The sequence below is a fragment of the Candidatus Darwinibacter acetoxidans genome, assembly GCF_041936445.1.
Taxonomy (GTDB): domain Bacteria; phylum Bacillota; class Limnochordia; order Darwinibacteriales; family Darwinibacteriaceae; genus DTU010.
In genome coordinates, this window is the sequence record NZ_JBHGXH010000154.1 from 50,905 (window position 1) to 72,937 (window position 22,033).

At 60.5% G+C, this 22,033-nt stretch carries 22 protein-coding genes; 16 read left to right on the forward strand and 6 right to left on the reverse strand.

All coding sequences use genetic code 11. The features are described from left to right. Nucleotides 1–5 precede the first annotated feature (5 nt). The 8 genes from ACE4YL_RS05835 (at nucleotide 6) to aroQ (ending at nucleotide 8,895) form a co-directional block, all read left to right on the forward strand. Nucleotides 6–1,880 (forward strand): SDR family NAD(P)-dependent oxidoreductase, encoded by a 1,875-nt coding sequence (locus tag ACE4YL_RS05835; RefSeq protein WP_461359984.1) that lies wholly within the window; start codon nucleotides 6–8, stop codon nucleotides 1,878–1,880. 87 nt (nucleotides 1,881–1,967) lie between these two features. Then, on the forward strand, nucleotides 1,968–2,864 hold the full coding sequence (locus ACE4YL_RS05840) for a diaminopimelate dehydrogenase (RefSeq protein ID WP_461357814.1): 897 nt from the start codon (nucleotides 1,968–1,970) through the stop codon (nucleotides 2,862–2,864). A 169-nt stretch (nucleotides 2,865–3,033) separates the two neighbouring features. Next, the gene (locus tag ACE4YL_RS05845; protein ID WP_461357813.1) at nucleotides 3,034–4,218 is read left to right on the forward strand and encodes a Re/Si-specific NAD(P)(+) transhydrogenase subunit alpha; all 1,185 of its coding nucleotides are present in this window, start codon (nucleotides 3,034–3,036) and stop codon (nucleotides 4,216–4,218) included. Beyond that, nucleotides 4,219–4,509: an NAD(P) transhydrogenase subunit alpha part 2 gene (locus ACE4YL_RS05850; protein ID WP_461357812.1), complete on the forward strand. Its 291-nt coding sequence runs from the start codon at nucleotides 4,219–4,221 to the stop codon at nucleotides 4,507–4,509. Next, nucleotides 4,510–6,453 carry an NAD(P)(+) transhydrogenase (Re/Si-specific) subunit beta gene (locus ACE4YL_RS05855; RefSeq protein ID WP_461357811.1) on the forward strand — a complete coding sequence of 648 codons (1,944 nt, stop codon included), beginning with the start codon at nucleotides 4,510–4,512 and terminating at the stop codon, nucleotides 6,451–6,453. It begins immediately after the preceding gene. Nucleotides 6,454–6,594: 141 nt separating this feature from the next. Then, nucleotides 6,595–7,422 carry a 3-deoxy-7-phosphoheptulonate synthase gene (gene aroF / locus ACE4YL_RS05860; protein WP_461359993.1) on the forward strand — a complete coding sequence of 276 codons (828 nt, stop codon included), beginning with the start codon at nucleotides 6,595–6,597 and terminating at the stop codon, nucleotides 7,420–7,422. After that, nucleotides 7,415–8,464 carry a 3-dehydroquinate synthase gene (gene aroB, locus ACE4YL_RS05865; RefSeq protein WP_461366807.1) on the forward strand — a complete coding sequence of 350 codons (1,050 nt, stop codon included), beginning with the start codon at nucleotides 7,415–7,417 and terminating at the stop codon, nucleotides 8,462–8,464. The genes aroF and aroB overlap by 8 nt, the downstream gene beginning before the upstream one ends. Next, on the forward strand, nucleotides 8,461–8,895 hold the full coding sequence (gene aroQ / locus ACE4YL_RS05870; RefSeq protein ID WP_461359641.1) for a type II 3-dehydroquinate dehydratase: 435 nt from the start codon (nucleotides 8,461–8,463) through the stop codon (nucleotides 8,893–8,895). The genes aroB and aroQ overlap by 4 nt, the downstream gene beginning before the upstream one ends. Here aroQ and ACE4YL_RS05875 read toward each other — a convergent pair. The 4 genes from ACE4YL_RS05875 to ACE4YL_RS05890 form a co-directional block, all read right to left on the reverse strand. Then, the gene (locus ACE4YL_RS05875; RefSeq protein ID WP_461365577.1) at nucleotides 8,857–9,420 is read right to left on the reverse strand and encodes a D-glycero-alpha-D-manno-heptose-1,7-bisphosphate 7-phosphatase; all 564 of its coding nucleotides are present in this window, start codon (nucleotides 9,418–9,420) and stop codon (nucleotides 8,857–8,859) included. The two genes, aroQ and ACE4YL_RS05875, sit on opposite strands and share 39 nt — an antisense overlap. A gap of 96 nt (nucleotides 9,421–9,516) precedes the next feature. After that, nucleotides 9,517–10,752: an ABC transporter substrate-binding protein gene (locus tag ACE4YL_RS05880; protein WP_461359643.1), complete on the reverse strand. Its 1,236-nt coding sequence runs from the start codon at nucleotides 10,750–10,752 to the stop codon at nucleotides 9,517–9,519. Nucleotides 10,753–10,825: 73 nt separating this feature from the next. Further along, a complete protein-coding gene (locus ACE4YL_RS05885; RefSeq protein ID WP_461359644.1) occupies nucleotides 10,826–11,695 on the reverse strand; it encodes a carbohydrate ABC transporter permease in 870 nt (289 codons plus the stop codon). A gap of 12 nt (nucleotides 11,696–11,707) precedes the next feature. After that, entirely contained in the window at nucleotides 11,708–12,682 is a 975-nt protein-coding gene (locus tag ACE4YL_RS05890; RefSeq protein WP_461359645.1) for a carbohydrate ABC transporter permease, read from the reverse strand. Nucleotides 12,683–12,838: 156 nt separating this feature from the next. On the opposite strand from ACE4YL_RS05890, the gene ACE4YL_RS05895 reads away from it, so the two are divergent. From ACE4YL_RS05895 to ung, 3 genes are read left to right on the forward strand one after another with little or no spacing between them, the layout of a single operon-like run. Next, a complete protein-coding gene (locus ACE4YL_RS05895; RefSeq protein ID WP_461359646.1) occupies nucleotides 12,839–13,885 on the forward strand; it encodes an aldose epimerase family protein in 1,047 nt (348 codons plus the stop codon). A gap of 12 nt (nucleotides 13,886–13,897) precedes the next feature. After that, the gene (locus ACE4YL_RS05900; protein ID WP_461359989.1) at nucleotides 13,898–16,024 is read left to right on the forward strand and encodes an MBL fold metallo-hydrolase RNA specificity domain-containing protein; all 2,127 of its coding nucleotides are present in this window, start codon (nucleotides 13,898–13,900) and stop codon (nucleotides 16,022–16,024) included. Next, nucleotides 16,008–16,673 carry a uracil-DNA glycosylase gene (gene ung / locus ACE4YL_RS05905; protein ID WP_461358809.1) on the forward strand — a complete coding sequence of 222 codons (666 nt, stop codon included), beginning with the start codon at nucleotides 16,008–16,010 and terminating at the stop codon, nucleotides 16,671–16,673. Before ACE4YL_RS05900 ends, ung begins: the two co-directional genes overlap by 17 nt. Here ung and ACE4YL_RS05910 read toward each other — a convergent pair. Next, the gene (locus ACE4YL_RS05910; RefSeq protein ID WP_461359990.1) at nucleotides 16,670–17,848 is read right to left on the reverse strand and encodes a DNA recombination protein RmuC; all 1,179 of its coding nucleotides are present in this window, start codon (nucleotides 17,846–17,848) and stop codon (nucleotides 16,670–16,672) included. The two genes, ung and ACE4YL_RS05910, sit on opposite strands and share 4 nt — an antisense overlap. Before the next feature lie 114 nt (nucleotides 17,849–17,962). On the opposite strand from ACE4YL_RS05910, the gene ACE4YL_RS05915 reads away from it, so the two are divergent. Beyond that, complete coding sequence (locus ACE4YL_RS05915; RefSeq protein WP_461358804.1) at nucleotides 17,963–19,099, forward strand: aldo/keto reductase; 1,137 nt, start codon at nucleotides 17,963–17,965, stop codon at nucleotides 19,097–19,099. Here the strand turns inward: ACE4YL_RS05915 and ACE4YL_RS05920 are convergent. Continuing rightward, on the reverse strand, nucleotides 19,061–19,576 hold the full coding sequence (locus ACE4YL_RS05920) for an ECF transporter S component (RefSeq protein ID WP_461358808.1): 516 nt from the start codon (nucleotides 19,574–19,576) through the stop codon (nucleotides 19,061–19,063). The two genes, ACE4YL_RS05915 and ACE4YL_RS05920, sit on opposite strands and share 39 nt — an antisense overlap. An 89-nt stretch (nucleotides 19,577–19,665) precedes the next feature. Here ACE4YL_RS05920 and ACE4YL_RS05925 point away from each other — a divergent pair, with 89 nt between their 5' ends. The 4 genes from ACE4YL_RS05925 to ACE4YL_RS05940 form a co-directional block, all read left to right on the forward strand. Continuing rightward, the gene (locus ACE4YL_RS05925; RefSeq protein ID WP_461358803.1) at nucleotides 19,666–20,193 is read left to right on the forward strand and encodes a 3H domain-containing protein; all 528 of its coding nucleotides are present in this window, start codon (nucleotides 19,666–19,668) and stop codon (nucleotides 20,191–20,193) included. Nucleotides 20,194–20,215: 22 nt separating this feature from the next. Further along, nucleotides 20,216–20,872: a uridine kinase gene (gene udk, locus ACE4YL_RS05930; protein ID WP_461358802.1), complete on the forward strand. Its 657-nt coding sequence runs from the start codon at nucleotides 20,216–20,218 to the stop codon at nucleotides 20,870–20,872. Nucleotides 20,873–20,876: 4 nt separating this feature from the next. Further along, complete coding sequence (locus ACE4YL_RS05935; protein WP_461358801.1) at nucleotides 20,877–21,263, forward strand: YddF family protein; 387 nt, start codon at nucleotides 20,877–20,879, stop codon at nucleotides 21,261–21,263. A 12-nt stretch (nucleotides 21,264–21,275) separates the two neighbouring features. Next, on the forward strand, nucleotides 21,276–22,033 hold a 758-nt coding region (locus ACE4YL_RS05940), incomplete at its 3' end, for a DMT family transporter (RefSeq protein ID WP_461369356.1).

The following is a 22,033-nucleotide window of genomic DNA, read 5'->3' on the forward strand; positions in this document are numbered from 1 at the left end:
TTGGTATGGAGAAATGGAAGCGCTGGGGTCATCTTGTAGCCATCGATTTGCTCCTGGTCAACGTAGCCTATGTGCTGGCGCTGTTTTTGCGCTATGATCCGGTGCCAGCTTACCAGTGGGAAGTGTTCCTTACCCTTTTGGTGCCCCGCACCACCCTGCGCATCCTGGGCCATTACTTCTTCGGTCTGTACCGCCGGGCCTGGCGCTACGCCTCCATCGAGGAGGCCCTGGCCATTGTGGGGGCGGTGACCGTTGGTTCCATTCTAGGGGCTTTTCTTAATCTGTTTTGGTTCCAGGCCATGCTCCCCCGCAGCATTGTGGTCTTGGACTGGTTCTTGTGCTTAGCCCTGGTGGGAGGCAGCCGCTTCCTGGTGAGGATCCGGGACGGGTGGCAGCGGCAGTCCCTTTTGGAGGACCACGAAGAGCCCCTCAAGCGGGTACTCATTGTGGGGGCGGGGGATGGCGGCGTTTTAGCCGCCCGGGAGCTGCGCAACCACTATGGGCACCAGGTTAAGCTCGTGGGCTTTATCGATGATGATCCCCTGAAGCGCAACCAAACTGTGCTGGGCAGCCCCGTTTTGGGCACCAGAGATGATCTGGCCCGGGTGGTCGCGGAGTACCAGGTGGATGAGATCATCATCTCCATGCCCTCGGTGCCCCGCCGGGTGATCCGGGAGTTTGTGCGGATCGCCCAGGCTACCGGGAAAAAGGTGCTGATCCTCCCGGGCGTCTACGATCTCCTTGAGGGCAACGTGACCGTGAGCAAGATCCGGGAAGTGCAGATTGAGGACCTCTTGGGCCGGGACCCGGTGAAGGTGAATATCGCTGGCATGAGCGCCTATTTGAGTGGGCGGAAGGTGCTGGTCACCGGCGCGGGGGGCTCCATCGGTTCGGAGCTCTGCCGGCAGATCGCCAAGCTCAAGCCGGAGGTTTTGCTTCTGGTGGATCACGGGGAGAACAATCTCTACGAGATCGAAATGGAGCTGAAGGCGGCCCGGGTTCCCCTTGTGGCCTTGGTGAAGGATATCAAGGACGGCCGGGCGGTGCGGGATGTTTTCCAAAGGTACAAGCCCGATGTGGTCTTCCACGCTGCAGCCCACAAACATGTACCCTTAATGGAGCATAATCCTGAAGAGGCGATTAAGAATAACGTGTATGGTACTTACCAGGTGGCCTGGGCGGCCCACCTGGCGGGGACGGAGAAGTTTGTGCTCATCTCCACCGACAAAGCGGTGAACCCCACAAGCGTCATGGGGGCTTCGAAACGTATTGCCGAAATGATCATCATGTATCTCGACCAGAGAAGTGCCACGACCTTTGCCGCGGTGCGCTTCGGCAACGTCCTGGGGAGCCGGGGGAGTGTGATTCCCCTTTTCCGCCAGCAGATTCTAGCTGGAGGCCCGGTGACGGTCACCCACGAAAAGATGATCCGCTATTTTATGACTATCCCCGAAGCGGTGCAGCTCACCCTGCAGGCGGGGGCCTTTGCCGGCAAGGGAGAGATCTTTGTGCTGGATATGGGTGAGCCGGTGCGCATTATGGATCTCGCGGAGCAGCTGATCCGCCTGTCGGGCCTGAGGCCCTATGTGGACATCGATATTCAAATAACGGGGATCAGGCCAGGGGAGAAGCTCTTTGAAGAGCTGTTCACTGCGGAAGAAGGGGTGGATGCCACAACCCACGAAAGGATCTTTGTGGCTAAGCCCACAGCCCTAGACCTACCCCTTTTGGAGGAGACTGTGCAGGCGCTGGAAAACCGGCCTGAGGAAATCCTGCCCGCGGATGCCCATTCCGCCCTGGAGTTTATCCGGCGTTTTCTGCCGGAGTTCCGCGGGGAAGAGCAAAGTAAGCTCGAGGCCGCGGCTGGGCTGGAGGAGTAAGGGAGAATTAGCCATGGAGAAGGCGGCACTCCGCTGCTTTGCCGCCTTTTTTCTGATCGAAGGTTTTGCGCTAAAGGAGAGGGAACGATGAAGCGAGTTGCTGTGGTTGGTTATGGGAATATCGGGAGGTACGCGGTGCAGGCGGTGGAGGCTGCCCCCGATTTGGAGCTGGCCGGTGTGGTCCGCCGCCAGGTGGCAGGGGCCCTTCCCCCGGAACTGCGGGAAGTCCAGGTGGTGGATGACATCCAGAAGCTGGGGAGGGTAGATGCGGCGCTCCTTTGCGTGCCCAGCCGCACGGTTCCGGACAAAGCCCGGGAGGTCCTGGAGCTGGGCATCAACACCGTGGACAGTTTTGACATCCACGGGGAGGACTTGCTGCGCTACCGCAAAGAAATCGACATCACCGCCAAGGAACACGGGGCGGTGGCGGTGATCGCGGCCGGTTGGGATCCCGGCACCGATTCGGTGGTGCGGGCGCTCCTGGAGCTCATGGCCCCCAAGGGCATCACCTTCACGAATTTCGGACCAGGGATGTCCATGGGGCATTCCGTGGCGGCCAAGGCGGTGCCCGGTGTGAAGGATGCCCTGTCCATGACCATTCCCGCAGGTGCAGGCCGGCATCGGCGCCAGGTTTACGTGGAGCTGGAGCCGGGGGCAGATTTCCAGACAGTGGAAGCAAACATCCTGGCAGACCCCTATTTTAACAAAGACGAAACATTTGTGTATCAAGTTTCTTGCATAAAGGATCTCCAGGATGTGGGCCACGGGGTGCTCATGGAGCGGGTGGGCACCAGTGGACGCACGGCAAACCAGCAGTTCAAGTGGGAGATGCGGATCAACAACCCAGCTCTGACCGCCCAGATTATGACTGCAGCGGCCCGGGCCAGCTTCCGGCGGCAGCCGGGGGCCTATACGCTTTTGGAGATTCCGCTAATTGATTGTTTTTCCGACGATCTTGATGAATTAGTCATGCGTCTGGTCTAGAAACCACGAAAGGCAGAAGGGCCCCGGAACGTCGTTGCGGAAACACGTTCCGGGATTTTTGTGATTTTTTTGACATTAGCTTGTTGTTAAATTATCAAGAAATCGACAAGGAATTTCGTACCCCTTTGCGAATACTAGTGGTATAAAAACGATAGATGGAGGATGGGGAATGAAATACCAAGGTCTAACGATTGGGGTTCCCAAAGAGATTTTAGCCGGTGAACGGCGCGTTTCGGCAACCCCCGAAACAGTGTCTCAGTTTGTGAAAGGTGGAGCGAAGGTCCTGGTGGAGGCGGGGGCCGGTCTCGGCGCTTTTTTCACCGACGACGCCTACCGCGCCGCGGGTGCCACCGTTTTAGCCGATGTGCGTGAAGTATACGAACAGGCAGACCTGATCATTAAGGTCAAGGAGCCCCAGTTCCACGAGGGGCTGGGCGTGCATGAAACAAAGCTTCTCCGCCCGGGGCAGGTACTCATCACTTTCCTGCATCCTGCTTCTCCTGCCAATCATAATATGGTTAAGGCCCTGGCGGAGCGGGGCGTGGTGGCCCTCACCCTGGATTCCATTCCCAGGATTTCCCGGGCCCAGAGCATGGACGCCCTCACTTCCATGAGCACCGTGGCCGGCTACAAGGCCGTACTCATGGCCGCCAGCCGGATTCCCAAGTTCCTGCCCCTCATGGGCACCGCGGTGGGCATGATCCAGCCCGCGCAGGTCTTGGTGATCGGCACAGGTGTGGCAGGTCTGCAGGCCATCGCCACCGCTAAGCGCCTAGGCGCAGTGGTCTACGCCGCGGATATCCGCCCCGATGCCCGGGAGCAGGCCAAGAGCCTGGGGGCCCGCCTTGTGGAGCTGGGCATCCCCGACGAGCTGGCGGTGGGGGAAGGCGGCTACGCCAAGCATTTAGAACCCGAATGGCTGGAAAAGGAGCGGGAAGCCCTTAAGCCTGTGGTGGCCGGGTCCGATATCGTGATCACCTCGGCTCTGGTGCCGGGCAAAGAGGCCCCCATTTTGATCACCAAGGAAATGGTGGAGTCCATGCAGCCCGGTTCGGTCATCGTGGACATCTCCATTGACCAGGGGGGCAACTGCGAGCTCTCGGAAGGCGGCGTGATCAAGGAGCATCAAGGTGTGACCATCGACGGTACCAAGAACATCCCCGGCACCATGCCCACCAGCTCCACCGCGATGTTCTCCAAAAACGTGTTCAATTTCGTGGACAACCTGGTGGCTGAAGGCCGAGTCAATTTGAACCTGGACGATGAGATCATCCGGGCCACCTTGGTCACTCAAGACGGGAAGATTGTCCATGAAGGTACCTTAGAATCGATGCGAGCAAGGGGAGAAATCTAGATGCGTGAAGTTGTTCTGGTTCTGGCGTTTGTGGGGGCGGCCGTCCTCGGTTACAAGCTGATCAGCGAGGTACCCAGCCTGCTCCACACGCCCCTCATGTCGGGCATGAATGCCCTTTCCGGGATCACCGTGGTGGGGGCAATTACAGCCACCGGTCTGGCCGTGGCCACCGGCAGTAAACTCGCGGGCTTTATCGCCATTGTCCTGGCCATGATCAACGTGGTGGGCGGCTTTGTGGTCACCGACCGCATGCTGCGCATGTTCAAAAGCGAGCGGGGGAGGAATGCCTAAATGCTCAGCCCATACCTGCTCATGCAAGTGGTCTGTATTGCCCTTTTCATTTACGGCATCCGCCTGATGAACTCGCCCAAGACGGCGGTGAAGGGGAACCTCATCGGTTCCGTGGGCATGGCCGGTGCCATCATCATGACCCTGCTGGAAGCCCAGGTGCTTTCCGTGGGCCTGATCTGGGCTGGCCTTTTGGTGGGTTCTGCCCTGGGTCTGTGGCTGGCCCTGGCCGTGAAGATGATCCAGATGCCCCAGATGGTGGCCCTCTTCAACGGCTTCGGCGGTGCGGCTTCCTGCATCGTGGCGGCCCTCACCGCCCTAGGGGGAGGGCTCGGGAGCTTCACCCTCTTCACCTCTGGACTGGCCATGGTGGTGGGGGGTGTAACCTTCAGCGGCAGTCTCGTGGCCGCCGCCAAGCTCCACGGCGTGATCAACCAGCGCCCGGTGCACCTTAAGGGCCACAACGCTTACCTCTGGTGGAGCGGCGTGGTGATGGTCTTGGCCACCTTGGGCCTCACCTTCCAGGTGGGGGCCCCGGCCTGGCCTGTGCTGCTTTTGGTCATCCTTTCCCATCTGTTCGGCTATGTGTTCACCATCAGGGTGGGCGGCGCGGACATGCCCATCACCATTTCCCTTCTTAACTCCTTTTCCGGCGTGGCCGGCTCTGTGGCGGGCTTTGCCCTGCCCAACGGCGCCCTCCTGGTTGTGGTGGGTTCCATCGTGGGGGCATCGGGCCTGATCCTCACCCAGATCATGTGCCGGGCCATGAACCGGAGCCTGTTGGATATCCTCTTGGGCAAAACCACCGTAACTCCGGCAAAGGTCTCTGAACAGCAAGCCAAAGAAGTGGCCCCGGCCGAGCCGGAGCCCATGCCGCCCCAGGGACCTAGCTGGCAGGCGGCACTGCGGGATGCCAAAAAAGTGGCCATCATCCCCGGTTACGGTATGGCCCTGGCCCAGGCTCAGCTCCAGGTGAAGCAGCTGGGCGAGCTTTTGGAGAGCCAGGGGAAAGAGGTGCGCTACGGCATCCACCCCGTGGCGGGGCGCATGCCCGGGCATATGAACGTGCTCCTGGCGGAAGTGGATGTCCCCTATGACAAGCTCTGTGAGCTGGAGGAGATCAACGCCTTTTTGGCAGAAGCGGATCTCGCGGTGATCGTGGGGGCCAACGATGTGGTCAACCCCGCGGCCATGGAGCTTCCCGGCACGCCCATCTACGGCATGCCCATCATCCGGGCGGATCTGGCCCAGCACGTCCTGGTGTGCAACTACGATACCAAACCGGGCTACGCCGGTGTGGACAATTCCCTTTACCAAATGGAAAAGGTCCACCTGCTTTTGGGCGATGCCAAGGACAGCTTAGCCAAGCTTTTGGAGGCCGCCAAAGGTGAACTGGCGGAAGTGATCCCCCTGCCGGAACAAGAGGCACCGACGCAGGATCCTGGGGCCCTGCTCCGGGCGGCCCAGCGGGTGGTGATTGTGCCCGGTTACGGCCTGGCCGTGGCCCAGGCCCAGGGACACGTAAAAGGGCTGGTGGACCTGCTGCAGAGCTACGGCAAGCGGGTGGAGATCGCCGTGCATCCCGTGGCGGGGCGCATGCCCGGTCACATGAACGTGCTCATGGCGGAGGTGGATATCCCCTACGAGCTGCTTCTGGAGATGGACCAGATCAACGACCAGTTCAAAGAGGTGGATGTGGTGGTTGTGGTTGGGGCCAACGATGTGATTAACCCCGCGGCCAACACCCATGAAGGCACGCCCATCTACGGCATGCCGGTGTTGAACGTGGCCGAAGCCCGCCACGTGATCGTCTACAACCTGGACCGCTCACCGGGCTATGCCGGGGTGGAAAACACCCTCTACGACATGGAGCACTGCATCTTCGTACCCGGCGATGCCGCGGTCACCCTCCAGGCCCTCCTGCAGGCTCTGCGCCTGGCGAGCTGATTCAATAGGCAGGAAGCAAGAAACAAGAAGAGGGTCGCTCCTCCAGGTATTGCCCTGGGGGGCGGCCCCTTTTGCTGCATTGACGGACAAACAGCCCTTCGGTAGAATGGAGCTGGAAAAGGAGGCTTCTCCGTGGAAGGGATGCATTTGGTCAGCAGGGAGTACAAGCCAGAGGATACAGTAGTCACCGTGGGGGAAGTGCGGATTGGTGGAGGGCACCGCGCCTACATCGCCGGACCCTGCTCGGTGGAGGATGAGGGGCAGATCATGGAGATCGCCCGGCTCATTCAAGGCCGCGCCCATATCCTCCGGGGCGGAGCCTTTAAGCCCCGCACCTCCCCCTACAGCTTCCAGGGCTTGGGGGAGGAGGGCCTGCGCCTTTTGGTCCAGGCGGGACGAGCCTTCGGCCTGCCGGTTGTTACGGAGGTTTTGTCCGAGGAAGAAGTGGAGCGGGTGGCGGAGCAGGTGGACATGCTCCAGATCGGCGCGCGCAACATGCAAAACTACGCCCTCCTAAAGAAGGTGGGCGCCCAGAAAAAGCCGGTCCTGCTCAAGCGGGGCCTGGCCGCCACCATCGAGGAACTGCTCCTTGCCGCGGAGTACATCTTAGCCGCCGGCAACCCCCAGGTGGTCCTCTGCGAGCGGGGGATCAGGACCTTCAGCGGCTCCCTGACCCGCAATACCCTGGATTTGAGTGCCGTGCCTATCCTCAAGCAGCTCACCCACCTGCCGGTGATCGTGGATCCCAGCCACGGCACGGGGCGCTGGAATCTGGTGGAACCCCTGGCCAAGGCGGCCCTGGCGGTGGGGGCGGATGGGGTGATGATCGAGGTGCACACCCATCCCCAGGAAGCCCTCTCCGATGGACCCCAGTCCCTCAAACCAGAAAGGTTTCGGGCCTTGGCCGCGGAGCTGGATGCCCTGGCGGAATTCTTGGACGGCCGGAGCCGGGGTGGAGCAAATGGATAGGCTAGTAGTTAAGGCTCCTTCCGGGACCTATACCGTAAGCTTCGGGCCGGCTATCTGGCGGGAAGCGGCGCAGCTCGCCAGCGCTTACAGCCAGGTTTTGGTGGTGAGCGACACCAACGTGGCGCCCCTTTATGCTGAGCGCCTGCCCTTTCAAGTCTTGGAGCTTTGGCCAGGGGAGGAGAGTAAGAGCTTGGAGATGGTGGCGGCCCTGGTGGATGATTGGGCCCGCAGGGGTTTGGATCGCTTCAGCCTAGTCATTGCCCTGGGGGGCGGAGTGATCGGCGATCTTGTGGGCTTTGCCGCCTCCATCTACCGGCGGGGCATCGACTATGTGCAGATCCCCACCACCTTGGTGGCCCAGGTGGATAGCGGCATCGGAGGGAAGACCGGTGTGAACACGGCCTGGGGCAAAAACCTTGTGGGCACCTTTTACCAGCCCCGGGCCGTTTTCATTGACCCCTCCGTTTTGGAAACCCTACCGGAGCGGGAGATCACCGGCGGTTTAGGGGAGGTGTTGAAATACGGGGTGGTGCAGGATGGGAAGCTTTTCGCCCAGGTGAGCAGGGACATCTCCGCCTTTTACCAGCTGGATTTGGAAGTTGCCGCCCCGGTGATCCGGCGCTGCGTGGAGATCAAGGCGGAGATCGTGGCCGCGGATGAACGGGATCTGGGCCTGCGGCACATCCTCAATCACGGCCACACCTTCGGCCACGCCCTGGAACGGGCGGGGGGCTTTAGCTTCTACCATCACGGGGAAGCGGTCCTCCTGGGCATGCTGCTGGAAGCCCGCCTGGCGCACCTTTTGCGTTTGCTCTCCAGGGAGGATTTGGTGAAGATTGAAGCTGGCCTGAGGCGGGTACCGCTGGAATACCGCTTCAGCCACCTGGACAAGGGCGAGGTGCTCAGCGCCCTGCAGCAGGATAAGAAGAACAAACAAGGCAGGATTTCGTTTATCCTGCCCCGCCAGATCGGCAGCGTGGAAGAAGTGCTGCTTAGCTTGGAAGAAGTGGAAGAATACTGGGATGAGGTGATCCGCGCATGAAGGTATTGGTCCTCCACGGGCCCAATTTGAACTTGCTGGGACGGCGGGAGCCGGAGATCTACGGCTCCAAGACTTTAGATCAGCTCAACGAAGAAATCGAGGCCCTCGCCAGCCAGCTGGGGCTGGAGGTGGACTTTTTCCAGTCCAACCAGGAAGGGGTGCTCATCGACCGCCTGCACCAGGCGGCAGGCACCTACCAGTGGATCGTGTTCAACCCCGGGGCCCTGAGCCACTACAGCTACGCCCTGCGGGATGCGGTGGCCGGGATAGGTGTACCCACCATTGAGGTGCACATGAGTAACGTCCAGGCCCGGGAAGAGTTCCGCGCCCGTTCGGTGATCGCTCCGGCCTGCGTGGGCCAGATCACCGGCTTCGGCGCCGCCTCCTACTTCTTAGCCCTTTACGCCATCTTCGAGCGGGCCGGCATCTAGCCTGAGGATCAGCTCACTCGCGTCCAGAAGGCTCCGGCAGGTATAATCAGGCTCTTCCTTGGTCTTTTCCCGGGACTTGATCAGGATGGTGCGGGTGCCCGCGGCTTTGCCCGCTTGAATATCCACATCCCGGTCGCCCACCATGAAGCTGGCCGCCAGGTCCACATTGTACTTTTCCGCCAGGTCTAAGATGAGGCCTGGCTTTGGTTTACGGCAGGGGCAGCCCTCCTTGGGCTTGTGGGTGCAGGCCGCGATTTCCGTGAACTGGCCGCCGCCCTGGGCCACTTCCTGAACCAGCTTGGCGTGGATGGCCTCAAGCTTTTCCAGGGTCATATACCCCAACCCTACGCCCCCTTGGTTGGTGACCACAAAGACCAAAAAGCCCGCCTCGTTCAGCCGGCGGATGACTTCGGGCACGCCCGGTAGGAGGATCAGCTCCTCCGGGCTGTTGGGGGGCCTGAACCCATATGATTTATTGAGCACTCCATCACGATCCAAGAAAACTGCCTTTTGTTTTGGGGACATGGCTGCATCCTTTCCTCGTTAGTTTTATCCTGTCCGCCGAGGGTTGAAAAAATGGCACAGGGGGTCCCTGTGCCATTGTTGATCAGGTGCCAAGGCCTAGAAGCGCTCGCTGAGCATCTCCTGGATGGCCTCTTCCACCAGCATCCGGCCTTCGGCCAGAGCCAGGTCGATATCCTCACCCAGGAACACCTTGGTGACCATCTCGTAGATGATGCCGCGGCACTCTTCCCAAGCGGCGATCTTGGGCTGCCAGTAGCCGAATTCGAAGGCCTCACGGTTGGCGATGGCGGCCTTGTGGGGGTTGGCCTCCAGCCAAGCCACGTATTCCGGATGGTCCAAACCGGAGTACGTCACCGGGAGGTAACCGGTCTTGATGGCGAAGTAGACGGTGTTCTCGGTGTTGGTGAGCCACTTGACGAACTTGGCTGCAGCCTGCCGCTCCTCTTCGCTGGCGGAGGCGAACATGGCGATGTTGGTGCCCATGAAGGGGGCGCCGGGCCTTACGCCAGCGGGCAGGGGAGTGGTGCTGAACTCAAACTTGCCGCCCACCGAATTCTCCGCGTAGGTAATGCCCGCGGAAGAACCGATGTACATGGCGATCATGCGATCGCCAAAGGCCCCATCTTCATAGCCGTCGATCTGCAGAGCTGAGCCATCTTCCAGCATGGCGATCATCTGCTGCAGGGCCAGCTTGCCTTCGGGGCCGTCAAAGGTGACGTTGAGATCTTCATCGAAGAAGTCTCCGCCGTTGAGCCAGAGGAAGGCGTGGAAGAGCTCCAGGGTGGGCCGGATGCCGAAGCCCCGGGTCTCGCCGCCGGTCTTCTCGCTCACTTCCTTGGCGATCTGGAAGAACTCATCGAGGGTCTTGGGCGGCTCGGGGATGAGCTCTTTGTTGTAGTACATCACCCAGTTGCTCTTGTTGAAGGGGATGGTGTATAGCTTGCCGTCCCAGGTGTTCATGTGGCGGAACACTTCGATGTAGTCGTTGTACTCTTCCTCGGTGAGATCCATGTAGTCTTCTAGAGGAACGATGACTCCATAGCGGTAATAGGCGTCGGTCCAGTTCTCATAGACCTGGGCGATGGTGGGGGAAGTCCCCGCGGAGAAGGATGCCACCAGCTTGGTGTTCAGATCGCTGTAGCGTCCTTGGTAGATGGACTCCACGAAAATTTCGTCCTGCTCTTCATTGAACTTCTGCGTCAGGTAGTCCACAGCTTCACCCAGCTCCGCACCCATGGCATGCCAGAAGGTGATGTGCACCTTGGCCAGGGCCGGGCTGCTCAGGGCGAGGCAAAGCACGAGAGCCAACAACACCAACTTGGTCGAACGCATGTCAATCCACTCCTTCTATTTATTGATCTTTTCCACACCGCTGAAAGAAGCTAACCTCCCGCTTTTCACCTCCCTATCCCTTCAGCCCTGTACGGGCAATACCTTGGATAAACTGCTTCTGCAGCAGCAGGAACAGGATCAAAATCGGCGCCATGGCAAAGGTGGAGGCAGCCATGAGGTAGTTGTACTGGGCCCCCACGTCGCTGACGAAATAGGTGAGGCCCACGGGGATGGTGCGCATCCTGGGCGTGTTGGTCATGATCAAGACCCACAAGAAGGCGTTCCAGCTGCCGATGAACTTAAAGAGCATCACCGTGGCCAAAGCCGGCTTAGAAAGGGGCAGCATCACCGTGAGCAGATACCTGAACTTGCTGCAGCCGTCCAAAACCGCAGCTTCAAAGAGCTCATGGGGGATGCTCATGAAAAACTGCCGCAAAAGGAAGATGCTAAAAACGCTCACCGTCCAGGGGACGATCAGGGCGTAGTAGGTGTCGATCCAGCCGAAGTTGACCATGGTCATGTAGTTGGGGATGAGCATCACTTCCCCGGGGATCATCATGGTGCCCAAGAACAGCACAAAGAGCACGTTCTTCCCGAAGAAGTTCATCTTGGCAAAGGCGTACGCCGCCAAGGAGCTGAAGGTTACTTCAATCAACATGCACACGGTGGCGATGAAGAAGCTGTTTTTGAAGTACATGGCAAAGGGCGCCGCTTCCCAGGCGATTTTGTAGTTCTGCCACTGGGGGCTTTCCGGCAGCCACTTGATGTATTTAAGCGAAATCTCATGGGGTGCCTTGAGGGAGCTGGAGAGCATCCAGACAAAGGGTGTGATCATGATCAGGGCACCGCCGATGAGCACGGCGTACAGGAAAAAGCGCTTAATAAAGTGGCTTAAGCGGTAGCGCCACTGTTGATCTTCGGCTAACATTTCGTAGCGTGCCATAACTCTCCCTCCTTAGCCCTCGTAGTGCACCCGGCGCCTGGATGCGTACATCTGGATCAGGGTGAACACAAAGATGATGGCAAAGAGAATGTAAGCCGCCGCGGAGGCATAGCCCATGCGGTAGCGCTGGAAGGCGTTGCGGTAGACGTAGTACACGATGGTAAGCCCGCTGCTTAAGGGGCCCGGATTGCCTGTGTAAAGCACGTAAATCTCCGTGAAGAGCTTAAAGGCCCCGATAATGGCGATGATGGAGATGAAAAAGGTGGTGGGGGAGATGAGCGGCAACGTGATCCGCCAGAAGCTCTGCCAGGCGGTGGCCCCATCCACCTCGGCTGCTTCGTAGAGCTCCGTGGGGACATTCTGCAGGCCCGCGAGGAAAATCACCACGTAGTAGCCGATGCTCTTCCAGACGCTGATAATCACCACGTTGATGATGGTCCAGCGGGGTTCCATCAGCCAGTTGATGTTGGTGAACTCCCAGATCTGGGCCACGTTGCCCAAGGTGGCAAGCTCCACCAGCTTGTTCACAAACTGGGCCAATTCCGCCAGGGCCATGTTCAAAAGGCCGTAGTGCTGGTTGTAGATCCAGCGCCAGACCATGGAGATGGCCACGGAGGAGGTGACCCAGGGGAGGAAATAGGCTAGGCGCAAAAGACCGCGCCCTTTGATCTTGTTGTTCAAGAGCACGGCAATGATCAGGGATAAACAGATGGAGATGGGCACAAAACCAACCACATAGCGGAAGGTGTTGGAGATGGCCATTAGGAAGGTTTTGTCGCTGAGCAGCTTCTGGTAGTTCTCTAAACCCACGAAGTACTGCTCTTTGCGGAGCAGATGCCAATCATAAAAGCTGATGATGACGGATTTAACCACCGGGTAAAAACTGAACATGCCTAAGATGACGAAAGCGGGCAAGAGGTAGAGGTAGGCTTCCAAGGTTTCCTTCCAGTATTTCTTGCGCTTCATCTCCGCAGGTATCCTGAGCAATACGGGGGTCCTCCTTTCGCTCCGGCTGCCAGATGCAGGCAGGAATTCGCCGGGCCGCTTGCGAAATGGTTGGATTAGATCACTTCTCCTTACCCTCGGCAAAAACCTCTTGTCTGGGTACAAGTTGAACAAGAATTTTAGGAAGGAGCTTTGGACATGGAACGGAAAAGTTGGGGAACCGCCGCTGGACGGCAAGTTGAGCTGTTTACTCTGGAGTTAGGCCAGGGCCACCGGGCACTGATTACCAATTACGGTGCTGCTCTGGTCAGTTTGTACGCCCGGGACAGCCGGGGCGAGCTGGCCGATGTGGTCTTGGGCTACGACAGCCTGGAAGAATACCTCCAGGATACCAAGCACTTCGGAGTTGTGGTGGGGCGCCACGCCAACCGCATCGAGGGGGCCCAGTTCAGCCTGGGCGGGAAGGTGTACAAACTCGCGGCCAACGACGGCCGGAACCACATCCACGGCGGGCCAGGCGGCCTGGGTCGGCGGGTGTGGGATGCGGAGGTGATCGCAACCGCCACCGGCCCCGCCCTCAAGCTCAGCTACTTCAGTCCCGATGGGGAAGAGGGCTATCCCGGCAACCTCCAGGTGGAAGTGATCTACTCCGGAACCGGCACAGGGGGCCTGCGCCTGGATTACTCCGCCACCTCCGATCAGGACACCATCCTCAATCTCACCAACCACGCCTACTTCAACCTGGCGGGCCAGGGGCAGGGCCTAATCTTAGACCATGAGCTTCAGCTCTTCGCTGATTTCTTTACGCCAACCGATGCAGAATCCCTGCCCACAGGGGAGGTTCTCCAGGTTGCCGGAACTCCCTTAGATTTCCGGGAGCCCCATCCCATCGGCGCCCGGATCGCTGCCGACCACGAGCAGCTGCGCTGCGGTAACGGCTACGATCACAACTGGGTGGTCCGCCGCAGCGAGCCGGGGCTTGTGCCCGCGGCAAGGGTGAAAGAGCCCACCACAGGCCGGGTGATGGAAGTGCTCACCACCAAGCCCGGTATCCAGTTTTACACCGGCAATTACTTAGATGGCGTCCGGGGCAAGGGCGGGGTGAGCTACCCCAGGCGCAGCGGCTTCTGCTTGGAGACCCAGTTCTTCCCCAACAGCACGCGCCACCTCCATTTCCCCAGTCCCGTTCTGCGGGCCGGTGAGCGCTACGCCCACAGCACCATCTACCAGTTTTCCGCTGAATAAGGGGGCTTGCCAGTGAGAATCCAGTTTTTGGGTGCCGCCGGGTGTACCAGCGGCTCCTGCTACCTCCTGGCCTTTGGGGACAAGCAGGTCCTGGTGGACTGCGGCCTCTTCCAGGGGCCGGAGGAGCTGAAGCAGCGCAACTACGGGGACTTCCCCTTTGTGCCCGGGGAAATAGATGGGGTGATCCTCACCCACGCCCATATCGATCACAGCGGGCTTCTGCCCAAGCTCACCAGGCTGGGCTTCCGGGGGCCCATCTATGCCACCGGGGTCACCGCGGATCTCTGCGAGATCATGCTGGCGGACTCGGCCCACATTCAAGAGATGGAAGTGGAGCGGAAAAACAGGAAGCTGCGCCGGAGGGGCCAGCCCCTTTTGACTCCCATCTACACCGTGGCCGATGCCGAGAGGACCATGGAGCAGTTTGCCCGCATGGTCTACGACGAAGAGATCGAGGTCTTCCCCGACCTGCGGGTGCGCTTCCGGGATGCCGGGCATATCCTGGGCGCCGCCATTGTGGAACTTTGGATCACGGAAGGGGAGGAGACCACCAAGTTTGTGTTCTCCGGCGATCTGGGTAATTTGGATCAGCCCATCGTCCAGGATCCCACCTTCCTGACGGAGGCGGATGTGCTGGTGATCGAGTCCACCTACGGTACCCGGCTCCATGAAAACAGGGAGGAGCGCCTTAAGCGGCTGGCTGAGGTGGTGAACCGCACCATGGAGCGGGGGGGCAACCTGCTCATCCCCGCCTTTGCCCTGGGGCGCACCCAGGATATCCTCCACAGCCTGCGGGTGCTCCAGGATCAGGGGCAAACCCCGCCCCTGACCATCTATATCGACAGCCCCCTGGCTTCCAAAGCCACGGCGGTGTTCCGCCGCCACAGCCAGGTGTTTGACTACGAAACCCGGGAGATGATCCAGGAGCAGCGCTCCCCCTTCCAGGGGCCGGGCGTGCACTACACGGAAAGCGTGGAAGAGTCCAAGCGCCTCAACAGCATCAGCGGCGGAGTGGTGATCATCTCCGCGAGCGGCATGGCCGATGCGGGGCGGATCAAGCACCACCTCAAGCACAACCTCTGGCGGAGGGAAGCCGCGGTTTTGCTTGTGGGCTACCAGGCGGAAGGGACCCTGGGCCGGCGCCTCCAGGATGGCGCGCAGCGGGTGCGCATCCACGGGGAAGAGGTGCAGGTGGCCGCTGAGATCGAGACCATCAGCGGCTTTTCCGCCCACGCGGATCAGGCGGGGCTGCTGAGGTGGCTGCGGCGTTTCCGCCACATCGGGCAGGTCTTTGTCACCCACGGGGAAAAGGAGAGCAGTGAAGGATTTGCTGAGCTGATCCGGGGGGAGCTGGAGGTGCCTGTGCTCGTTCCCCAGCTGGATGAAAGCTTTGAACTGAAGGGCACCACAGCTTTGAGCACCTGGGACACCCACTACCGGGGCTTTTCCGTGGAGGATGATTTCTCCGGGGTGTGCCAGGTGACCAAGAAGGCCAAGGTGCAGTTCCGGGGGGCCTTCGGCTATGCCCACAGAAGGTTTAAAATCCCCAACAACCCCTACACCGCCTTCAACTTAGGCTCCGCCCGGCAGTTTTTCGCTCAGGTGGCCCTGGCCCGGTTGGGGCAGCTGGAAGGGGCGGAAGAGCCGGAGCGTAGGCTCGCGGCCATTACAGGCGAAAAGGCCTGGGAGGTAGTGGAGCGGGAGGTCCTCCTCCCGGGCAAGCTGGGGCGAACCTCCTACCTCTACCTGGATCAGCTCCCCGCCTGGGCGGCCACAGGTTACACCATCAGCCCTGCGGGGCGCCCTGTGGAAAACATCTACGCTTTGCCAGGGGATGAGCCCCAGCTTTTTGCCGGCGCGCCGGATCTGGTCCGCTTCTGGCAGCTTCTGGCCCAGGGCCAGCTGCTGCCCGCGGAAACGGTGGAAAGGCTTCTGGCACCTTACTGGGATGCGCGCCTTAGGGTGTATAAGATCGAAGGGCGGGCCCCGGGGGCCCATGTCCTCTTCGGGGGAACGCTGGAGGAGCCCATGGAGGTTGTGGTTTTGAGCAACGGCGAGCAGGGGGCCCTGCACGCCTTTGAGCAGCTGGCGGCCCTGGGCAAGGGAGGTGAACTCAGTGGCAGTGCATCTGGGCAATGACTGGGATGAGCTTTTGGCGGGGGAATTTAGCAAGGAATACTACCTGGCCCTGCGGCAGTTTTTGATCCAAGAGTACCGCTACCGCACGATCTACCCCGATATGTACAAGATCTTCGAAGCGCTGAAGCGCACTTCCTACGCCCAGACCAAGGTGGTGCTCTTGGGGCAGGATCCCTACCACGGGCCGGGGCAGGCCCACGGCCTGGCCTTTTCCGTGCCCAGAGGGGTGCCCCAACCTCCATCGCTGCAGAACATCTTCCGGGAGCTGGTCCGGGATCTGGGCATCCCCGTCCCGGCCCACGGCTGTCTGGAAGCCTGGGCGGATCAGGGGGTGCTGCTTTTGAACACAACGCTGACCGTGCGGCGGGGCCAGGCCGGGTCCCATCAGGGCAAGGGCTGGGAAAGGTTCACGGACAGGGTCTTGGAGCTGCTCAACGACAAAGAGACACCGGTGGTCTTTCTCCTCTGGGGCCGGCCCGCCCAGAGCAAGCAGCGGCTGATCACCAAGCCCCACCACCTGGTGCTCACCGCTCCCCATCCCAGTCCCCTCTCGGCCAGCCGGGGCTTTTTCGGCTGCGGCCACTTTTCCAAAGCCAATGCCTTCTTAACGGAAACGGGGCAGGAGCCCATTGACTGGCGCATTGCCTAGTCCTGGGCTGCCCCATCGCTTTCCAGGGCAGCCGCGGTGAGCTGGGCGTCCAGGGATTTGCTCGCGGCCGCGCCCAAGGCCCGCAGGTTTTCCGCCCTGGAGATGAGGTTGCCCCGGCCGGTTTTCAGCTGGTTGACGGCTTGGTTGTAGGAGTTTTGGCAGCGTTCCAGCTGGCGGCCGAGCTCTTCTAAGGTGCCCACAAAGCCCACGAATTTGTCGTAGAGCGCCCCGCCCTGGCGGGCGATCTCCAGGGCGTTGGCGGTCTGCTGGGCCTGCTGCCAGATGTTGGCGATAATCCAGAGGGTGGCCATGAGGGTGGTGGGGGTGGTGAGCACCACCTTCCGCTCCCAGGCATACTGGAAGAGGGCCGGGTCAGCCTGGAGGGCCAAGGCGTAGGCCGGCTCCAGGGGCATAAACATGAGCACAAAATCGGGGCAGTTGAGTCCGCTGCCCTGGTAGTGGCGCTCCCGCAGCCCGTCGATGTGGTTTTTCAAGGAGCGGACCAGGTCCTTTTCTAGGCGCTTTTGCTCTTCGGGATCGCTGCTGGCCGCATGGCGCTCGTAGGCGGTTAAAGAGACCTTGGAGTCGATGATCAGGTGGCGATTTTCCGGCAGGATCACCACCACGTCGGGGCGGATTTTGCTCCCCTGTTCACTGCGGAGATCTAAGCCTACGCCCTGCAGCACGTATTCATGGCCTTCCCGCAGGCCCGAAGCTTCCAGGATGCGGCTGAGGATCATCTCGCCCCAGTCCCCCTGAGTTTTCACTTCGCCCTTGAGGGCTTTGGCCAGGCGCTCCGCCTCTTCGGACATGGCCAGGCCCACCCGCTCCAGGGTACCGATTTTGATCATGCTCTCCCGGTGGGTCTGCTCCACCCGCTCTTGAAATTCCAGCAGGCGCTGGCGGAGGGGCTCCAAGAGGCTCTGCAGCTGCTGGGAAGTCTGGGTGGACAAGCTGGAGGCTTTGGCCTCCAGGATTTCCTGGGCCAGGTTCTGAAACACGGTGCGAAACTCCTGCTGGATGGCTTTTAAGTACTCCTCTTCCCGGGCCCGCTGCTCCCTCACCGCGCTGAGCTGGGCCTCCAGTCTGGCCTTGCCCTGGCTGAGCAGGGCATAGGCGATGAGGAATCCCAAAACCAGGCCGACGGCTGCACCTAGGAATAGGTAACTTATCATCTGCATCTCCCCTTTTCTAGAACTACAGTTCGAGGCCGCATTTGCTTTTCCTGTTTACCCCCGAAGGCAGGGAAACGGGGGGAGACTGCGAATTAGTACTCGAGGGGTGATCGTGTGCAAAGGAGAATGATGGGGCAAACCAAGGAAGAAGTGAGCTTGCTGGGCTTCGGCTGCATGCGCCTGCCCACGCTGCCCACGGGGGAAATCGATGAGGCTGAGGCCATTGCCATGATCCGCTATGCCATCGATCATGGTGTCAACTACCTGGATACCGCCTACAGCTACCACGACGGGCAGAGCGAAGTGCTGGTGGGCAAGGCCGTCCAGGACGGCTACCGGGAGAAGGTGAACATCGCCACCAAGCTCCCCATGTGGCTGGTGAAGTCCCCCCAGGACTGCGCCCGCTACTTCAACGAGCAGCTGGAGCGCCTGGGGGTGGAGTGCATCGACTTCTACCTGCTCCACGCTTTGAACCGCAGGTCATGGCAGCAGGCCTTGGAACATGAGGCGCTGGAATTTTTGGAACAGATGCAGATGGAAGGGCGCATCCGCTACGCGGGCTTTTCCTTCCACGATGATCTGCCGGTCTTCCGGGAGATCGTGGACGCCTACCCTTGGGATTTCTGCCAGATCCAGTTCAACTACATGGACGAATGCCACCAGGCCGGCTTGGCGGGGCTGAAGTACGCCGCCAGCAAGGGGCTGGGTGTGGTGATCATGGAGCCCCTGCGGGGAGGGCGGTTGGTGCGGAACCTGCCGCCGGAGGTGGAGGAGCTCTTCCGCACGGCGCCCATCAAGCGCAGTCCTGCGGAATGGGCCCTGCGCTGGGTGGCGGATCATCCGGAGGTTTCGGTGATCTTAAGCGGGATGCATCAAATGTCCGATGTGGAGGAAAACGTGCGGGTGCTCTCGGAAGCCAAGCCCCATTCTTTGAGCAAAAAAGAACTGGGCATTATCGCCCAGGCCCGTGAGCTTTATACCCAGCGCATCCAGATTCCCTGCACAGACTGCCGCTACTGCCTGCCCTGTCCCCAAGGTGTGGAGATCCCCAGGCTGTTCCGCCTCTACAACGAAGCCAGCATGTACAACAGTTTTGCCAGCGATCGCCCGCAGTACGAGTATTTAGCCAAGAACGGCAAAGATGCCAGCCAGTGCATTGCCTGCGGCAGCTGTGAGGCCGCCTGTCCGCAGAATCTGGAGATTATCGAGCTTTTAAAGGTGGTTGACCGTGCCTTTACCGCTAAGGTCTAAACGTACGCCCGCTTTACTTAAGGCCTGAAACACAGCGGAGGTGATGGCGCCATCCGCCAGGTGGTGCAGCGCGGTGCCGAGGCCGATCACCAAAAGGGCCTGCTGGAAGCTGAAGCCAAAGGGGAGCACCACCAGGGTCTCACCTAGGGCGTGGATGGGTAAGGTCAAAAGCAGCGCCTTCCAGAGGGTCTGATCCCTGGCGTAGAGCCAGGCCCCCGCGACGCCAAAGAGGATGTGCACCGCCGCCCTGAGGGCCACCACCGGCCCTAGGGTGAGGAGAAAGCCCAGGCTGGAGCCTGCCCCCACCAGGGCCGCGGTCCAGGGACTGATGGTCATGGCCAGCATGGTGGGAAGATGACTAGCTAAGGTGGCGGAAAAGGGCGGGATGGTCACCTGGAGCCAGCCCTGGAAAGCCAGGGGAATGAGGAGGGCTAAGCCCGTGAGCAAAGCCCCGTAGAGCAGTTCTTTAGTGGTCAAGCGCATGGGCAGTTCCTCGCAATCTATACAGGTGTATATACACCTGTATAGTATACTACTAAGCAGCTTTTGGCAAGATCTGTGGGGGAATGGGAGTGAAGCAGGAAGAGCGCCGGGAAAGAATACTAGCCCTCCTGGAGGAGGCGGAGGAGCCCATCACCGGCTCCACCTTGAGCAGCCTCTTCGGGGTGACCAGACAGGTGATCGTGGGCGATGTTGCGGTGCTTAGAGCCCAGGGCGCGGGGATTATCGCCACCCCCCAGGGTTATCTTTTGCCCAAGGCCGCGGCCCGGGCGGCCCACCGCAGCCGGGTGGCGGTGCGCCACGGGGCGGAAAACGCAGAGCTGGCCCGGGAGCTGAACTTGATCGTGGATCTGGGGGGCACGGTGGTGGATGTCTCGGTGGAGCATCCCCTCTACGGCGAGCTCACCGCCAATCTGCAGCTCAGCTCTAGGCAGGATGTGCAGCGCTTTATCGAAAAAATGCAGGAGCTCCAAGGTGAGCCCCTGCTGGTGCTTACGGGGGGCTATCATCTGCATACAATCGATGCCCCCAACCAGGAAGTGATGGAAGAAATCCGGGCCGCATTGCGCCGGGCAGGGTATCTGGTGGAATAGCGGTGCAGGCAAGAAAGTATAGGTGATCTCTGTGATTATTGTGGGCATAGCCGGGGGGACCGGCTCAGGCAAGACCACCTTTGCCCAAGCCCTGCAGGCGGCCATGGGCGAAGAGTGCGTGATTATTTCCCAGGACTCATACTACGTGGCCAACTGGGACTTACCCTTTGAGGAGCGTTTGAAGATCAACTACGATCACCCCGACGCCCTGGAGGATGAGCTCCTCATCGAGCATTTGAAGCGGCTCAAGCGGGGCGAGACCATCCAGGTGCCGGTGTATGATTTTGCCCAGTATGTGCGGACGGACCGCACCATCACCGTGCAGCCCCGCCGCATCGTGATTGTGGAGGGCATTTTGGTTTTGGCCGATCCCGAGCTGCGCAGCCTGTTTGATCTCAAGGTGTTCGTGGATACCGATCCCGATGTGCGCATCCTGCGCCGGCTGGTCCGGGATGTGCAGGAGCGGGGGCGCAGTTTGGACTCCGTGCACAAGCAGTATCTTTCCACGGTGAAGCCCATGCACGAAGCTTTTGTGGAACCCTCGAAAAAGTACGCGGATCTGATCGTGCCCGAAGGGGGCTTCAACCAGGTGGCCCTGGAGACGGTGGCCGCCCTCTTGCGCCAGTATTTGGAAAGCGGCATCAGTCCCCGGGCGGCGCGGCGGACCGAGGGAGGATGAGCAGATGGTAGCGAAGCAGCTGGAATTCGCGGAGGATGTGCTGGAGCTTTTGGCCCTGGATGGCGATGTGCTGCCGGTGGTTTTGCTCAACGGCCCCGTGGTCACCAGCACCGGGCTTTACCGGGTACGGGAGGTGGATGTGGAGGAGGCCAGGCGGCTGGTGCGCCTCTACGGCTGGGTGTCCGCGGTGGGCCATGCCGCCACAGCCGCGGTGTTCTCCAGGATTTTAGCTGTGGATGTGCCCATGAACCGGGTGGAATACACGCAGCAGGCGGGCCAGCTGGCCATCGCTTTGAAGCTGCACCAGCGGGCCCCGGAGGGCCAGGTGCTCAGTGTGGAAGAAATGCTGAAGATCGGCTTTAGCCTGCTGCTGCTGGAGCGGTTGGAGTAGAGGAGCGTTTGCATGGCCAAGGAGAAACTAATCACGTTAGTTTTAGTGGGCGGCGTTGCCGCCATTTCCACATCTGCTGTGCTGATCCGCTTGGCGGAGGCACCTCCCTTTGTCATCGCCTTTTACCGCATGCTTTTTGCGGCTTTGTTTTTTCTGCCCCTGGCCCTAAGGGAGGGGCGGGGCTTAAGGCTAGAAAAACAGCAGCTCAGACTGGCCCTGGGGGCTGGGGTGATGCTGGCTATGCACTTCGCCCTGTGGATGACCTCCCTGGAGCATACCAGCGTGGCCAGCTCGGTAGTGCTGGTGACCACCCAGCCCCTCTGGGTGTTTTTGCTTTCTGTGCTCTTTCTGGCGGAAAAGCCCACGCCCCGGATGTGGCTGGGCTTGGTGGTGGCCCTGGCGGGAAGCGTCCTGGTCACCTTCACGGAAGGTGCAGGGGGCGAGTCCCGGCTTTACGGGAACCTCTTAGCCTTAGGCGGCGCGGTGGCCATGGCCTGCTATTTCCTCTTAGGCCGCAGGCTGCGCCCGCAGCTGCCCCTGGCCCTTTATTCCCTCTTGGTCTACGGCGGCGCGGCCCTGGTTTTGGGTTTTCTGATCCTGCTGCGGGGCCTGCCCCTGAGGGGCTTTAACAGCTTCACCTGGCTCATGTTTGTGGCCCTGGCTTTGGTGCCCACGGTTTTGGGGCACAACAGCTTGAACTGGGCTTTGAAGTACCTTCCTGCTACCATGGTCTCCGTCACCATCCTGGGGGAGCCCTTGGGGGCCAGCAT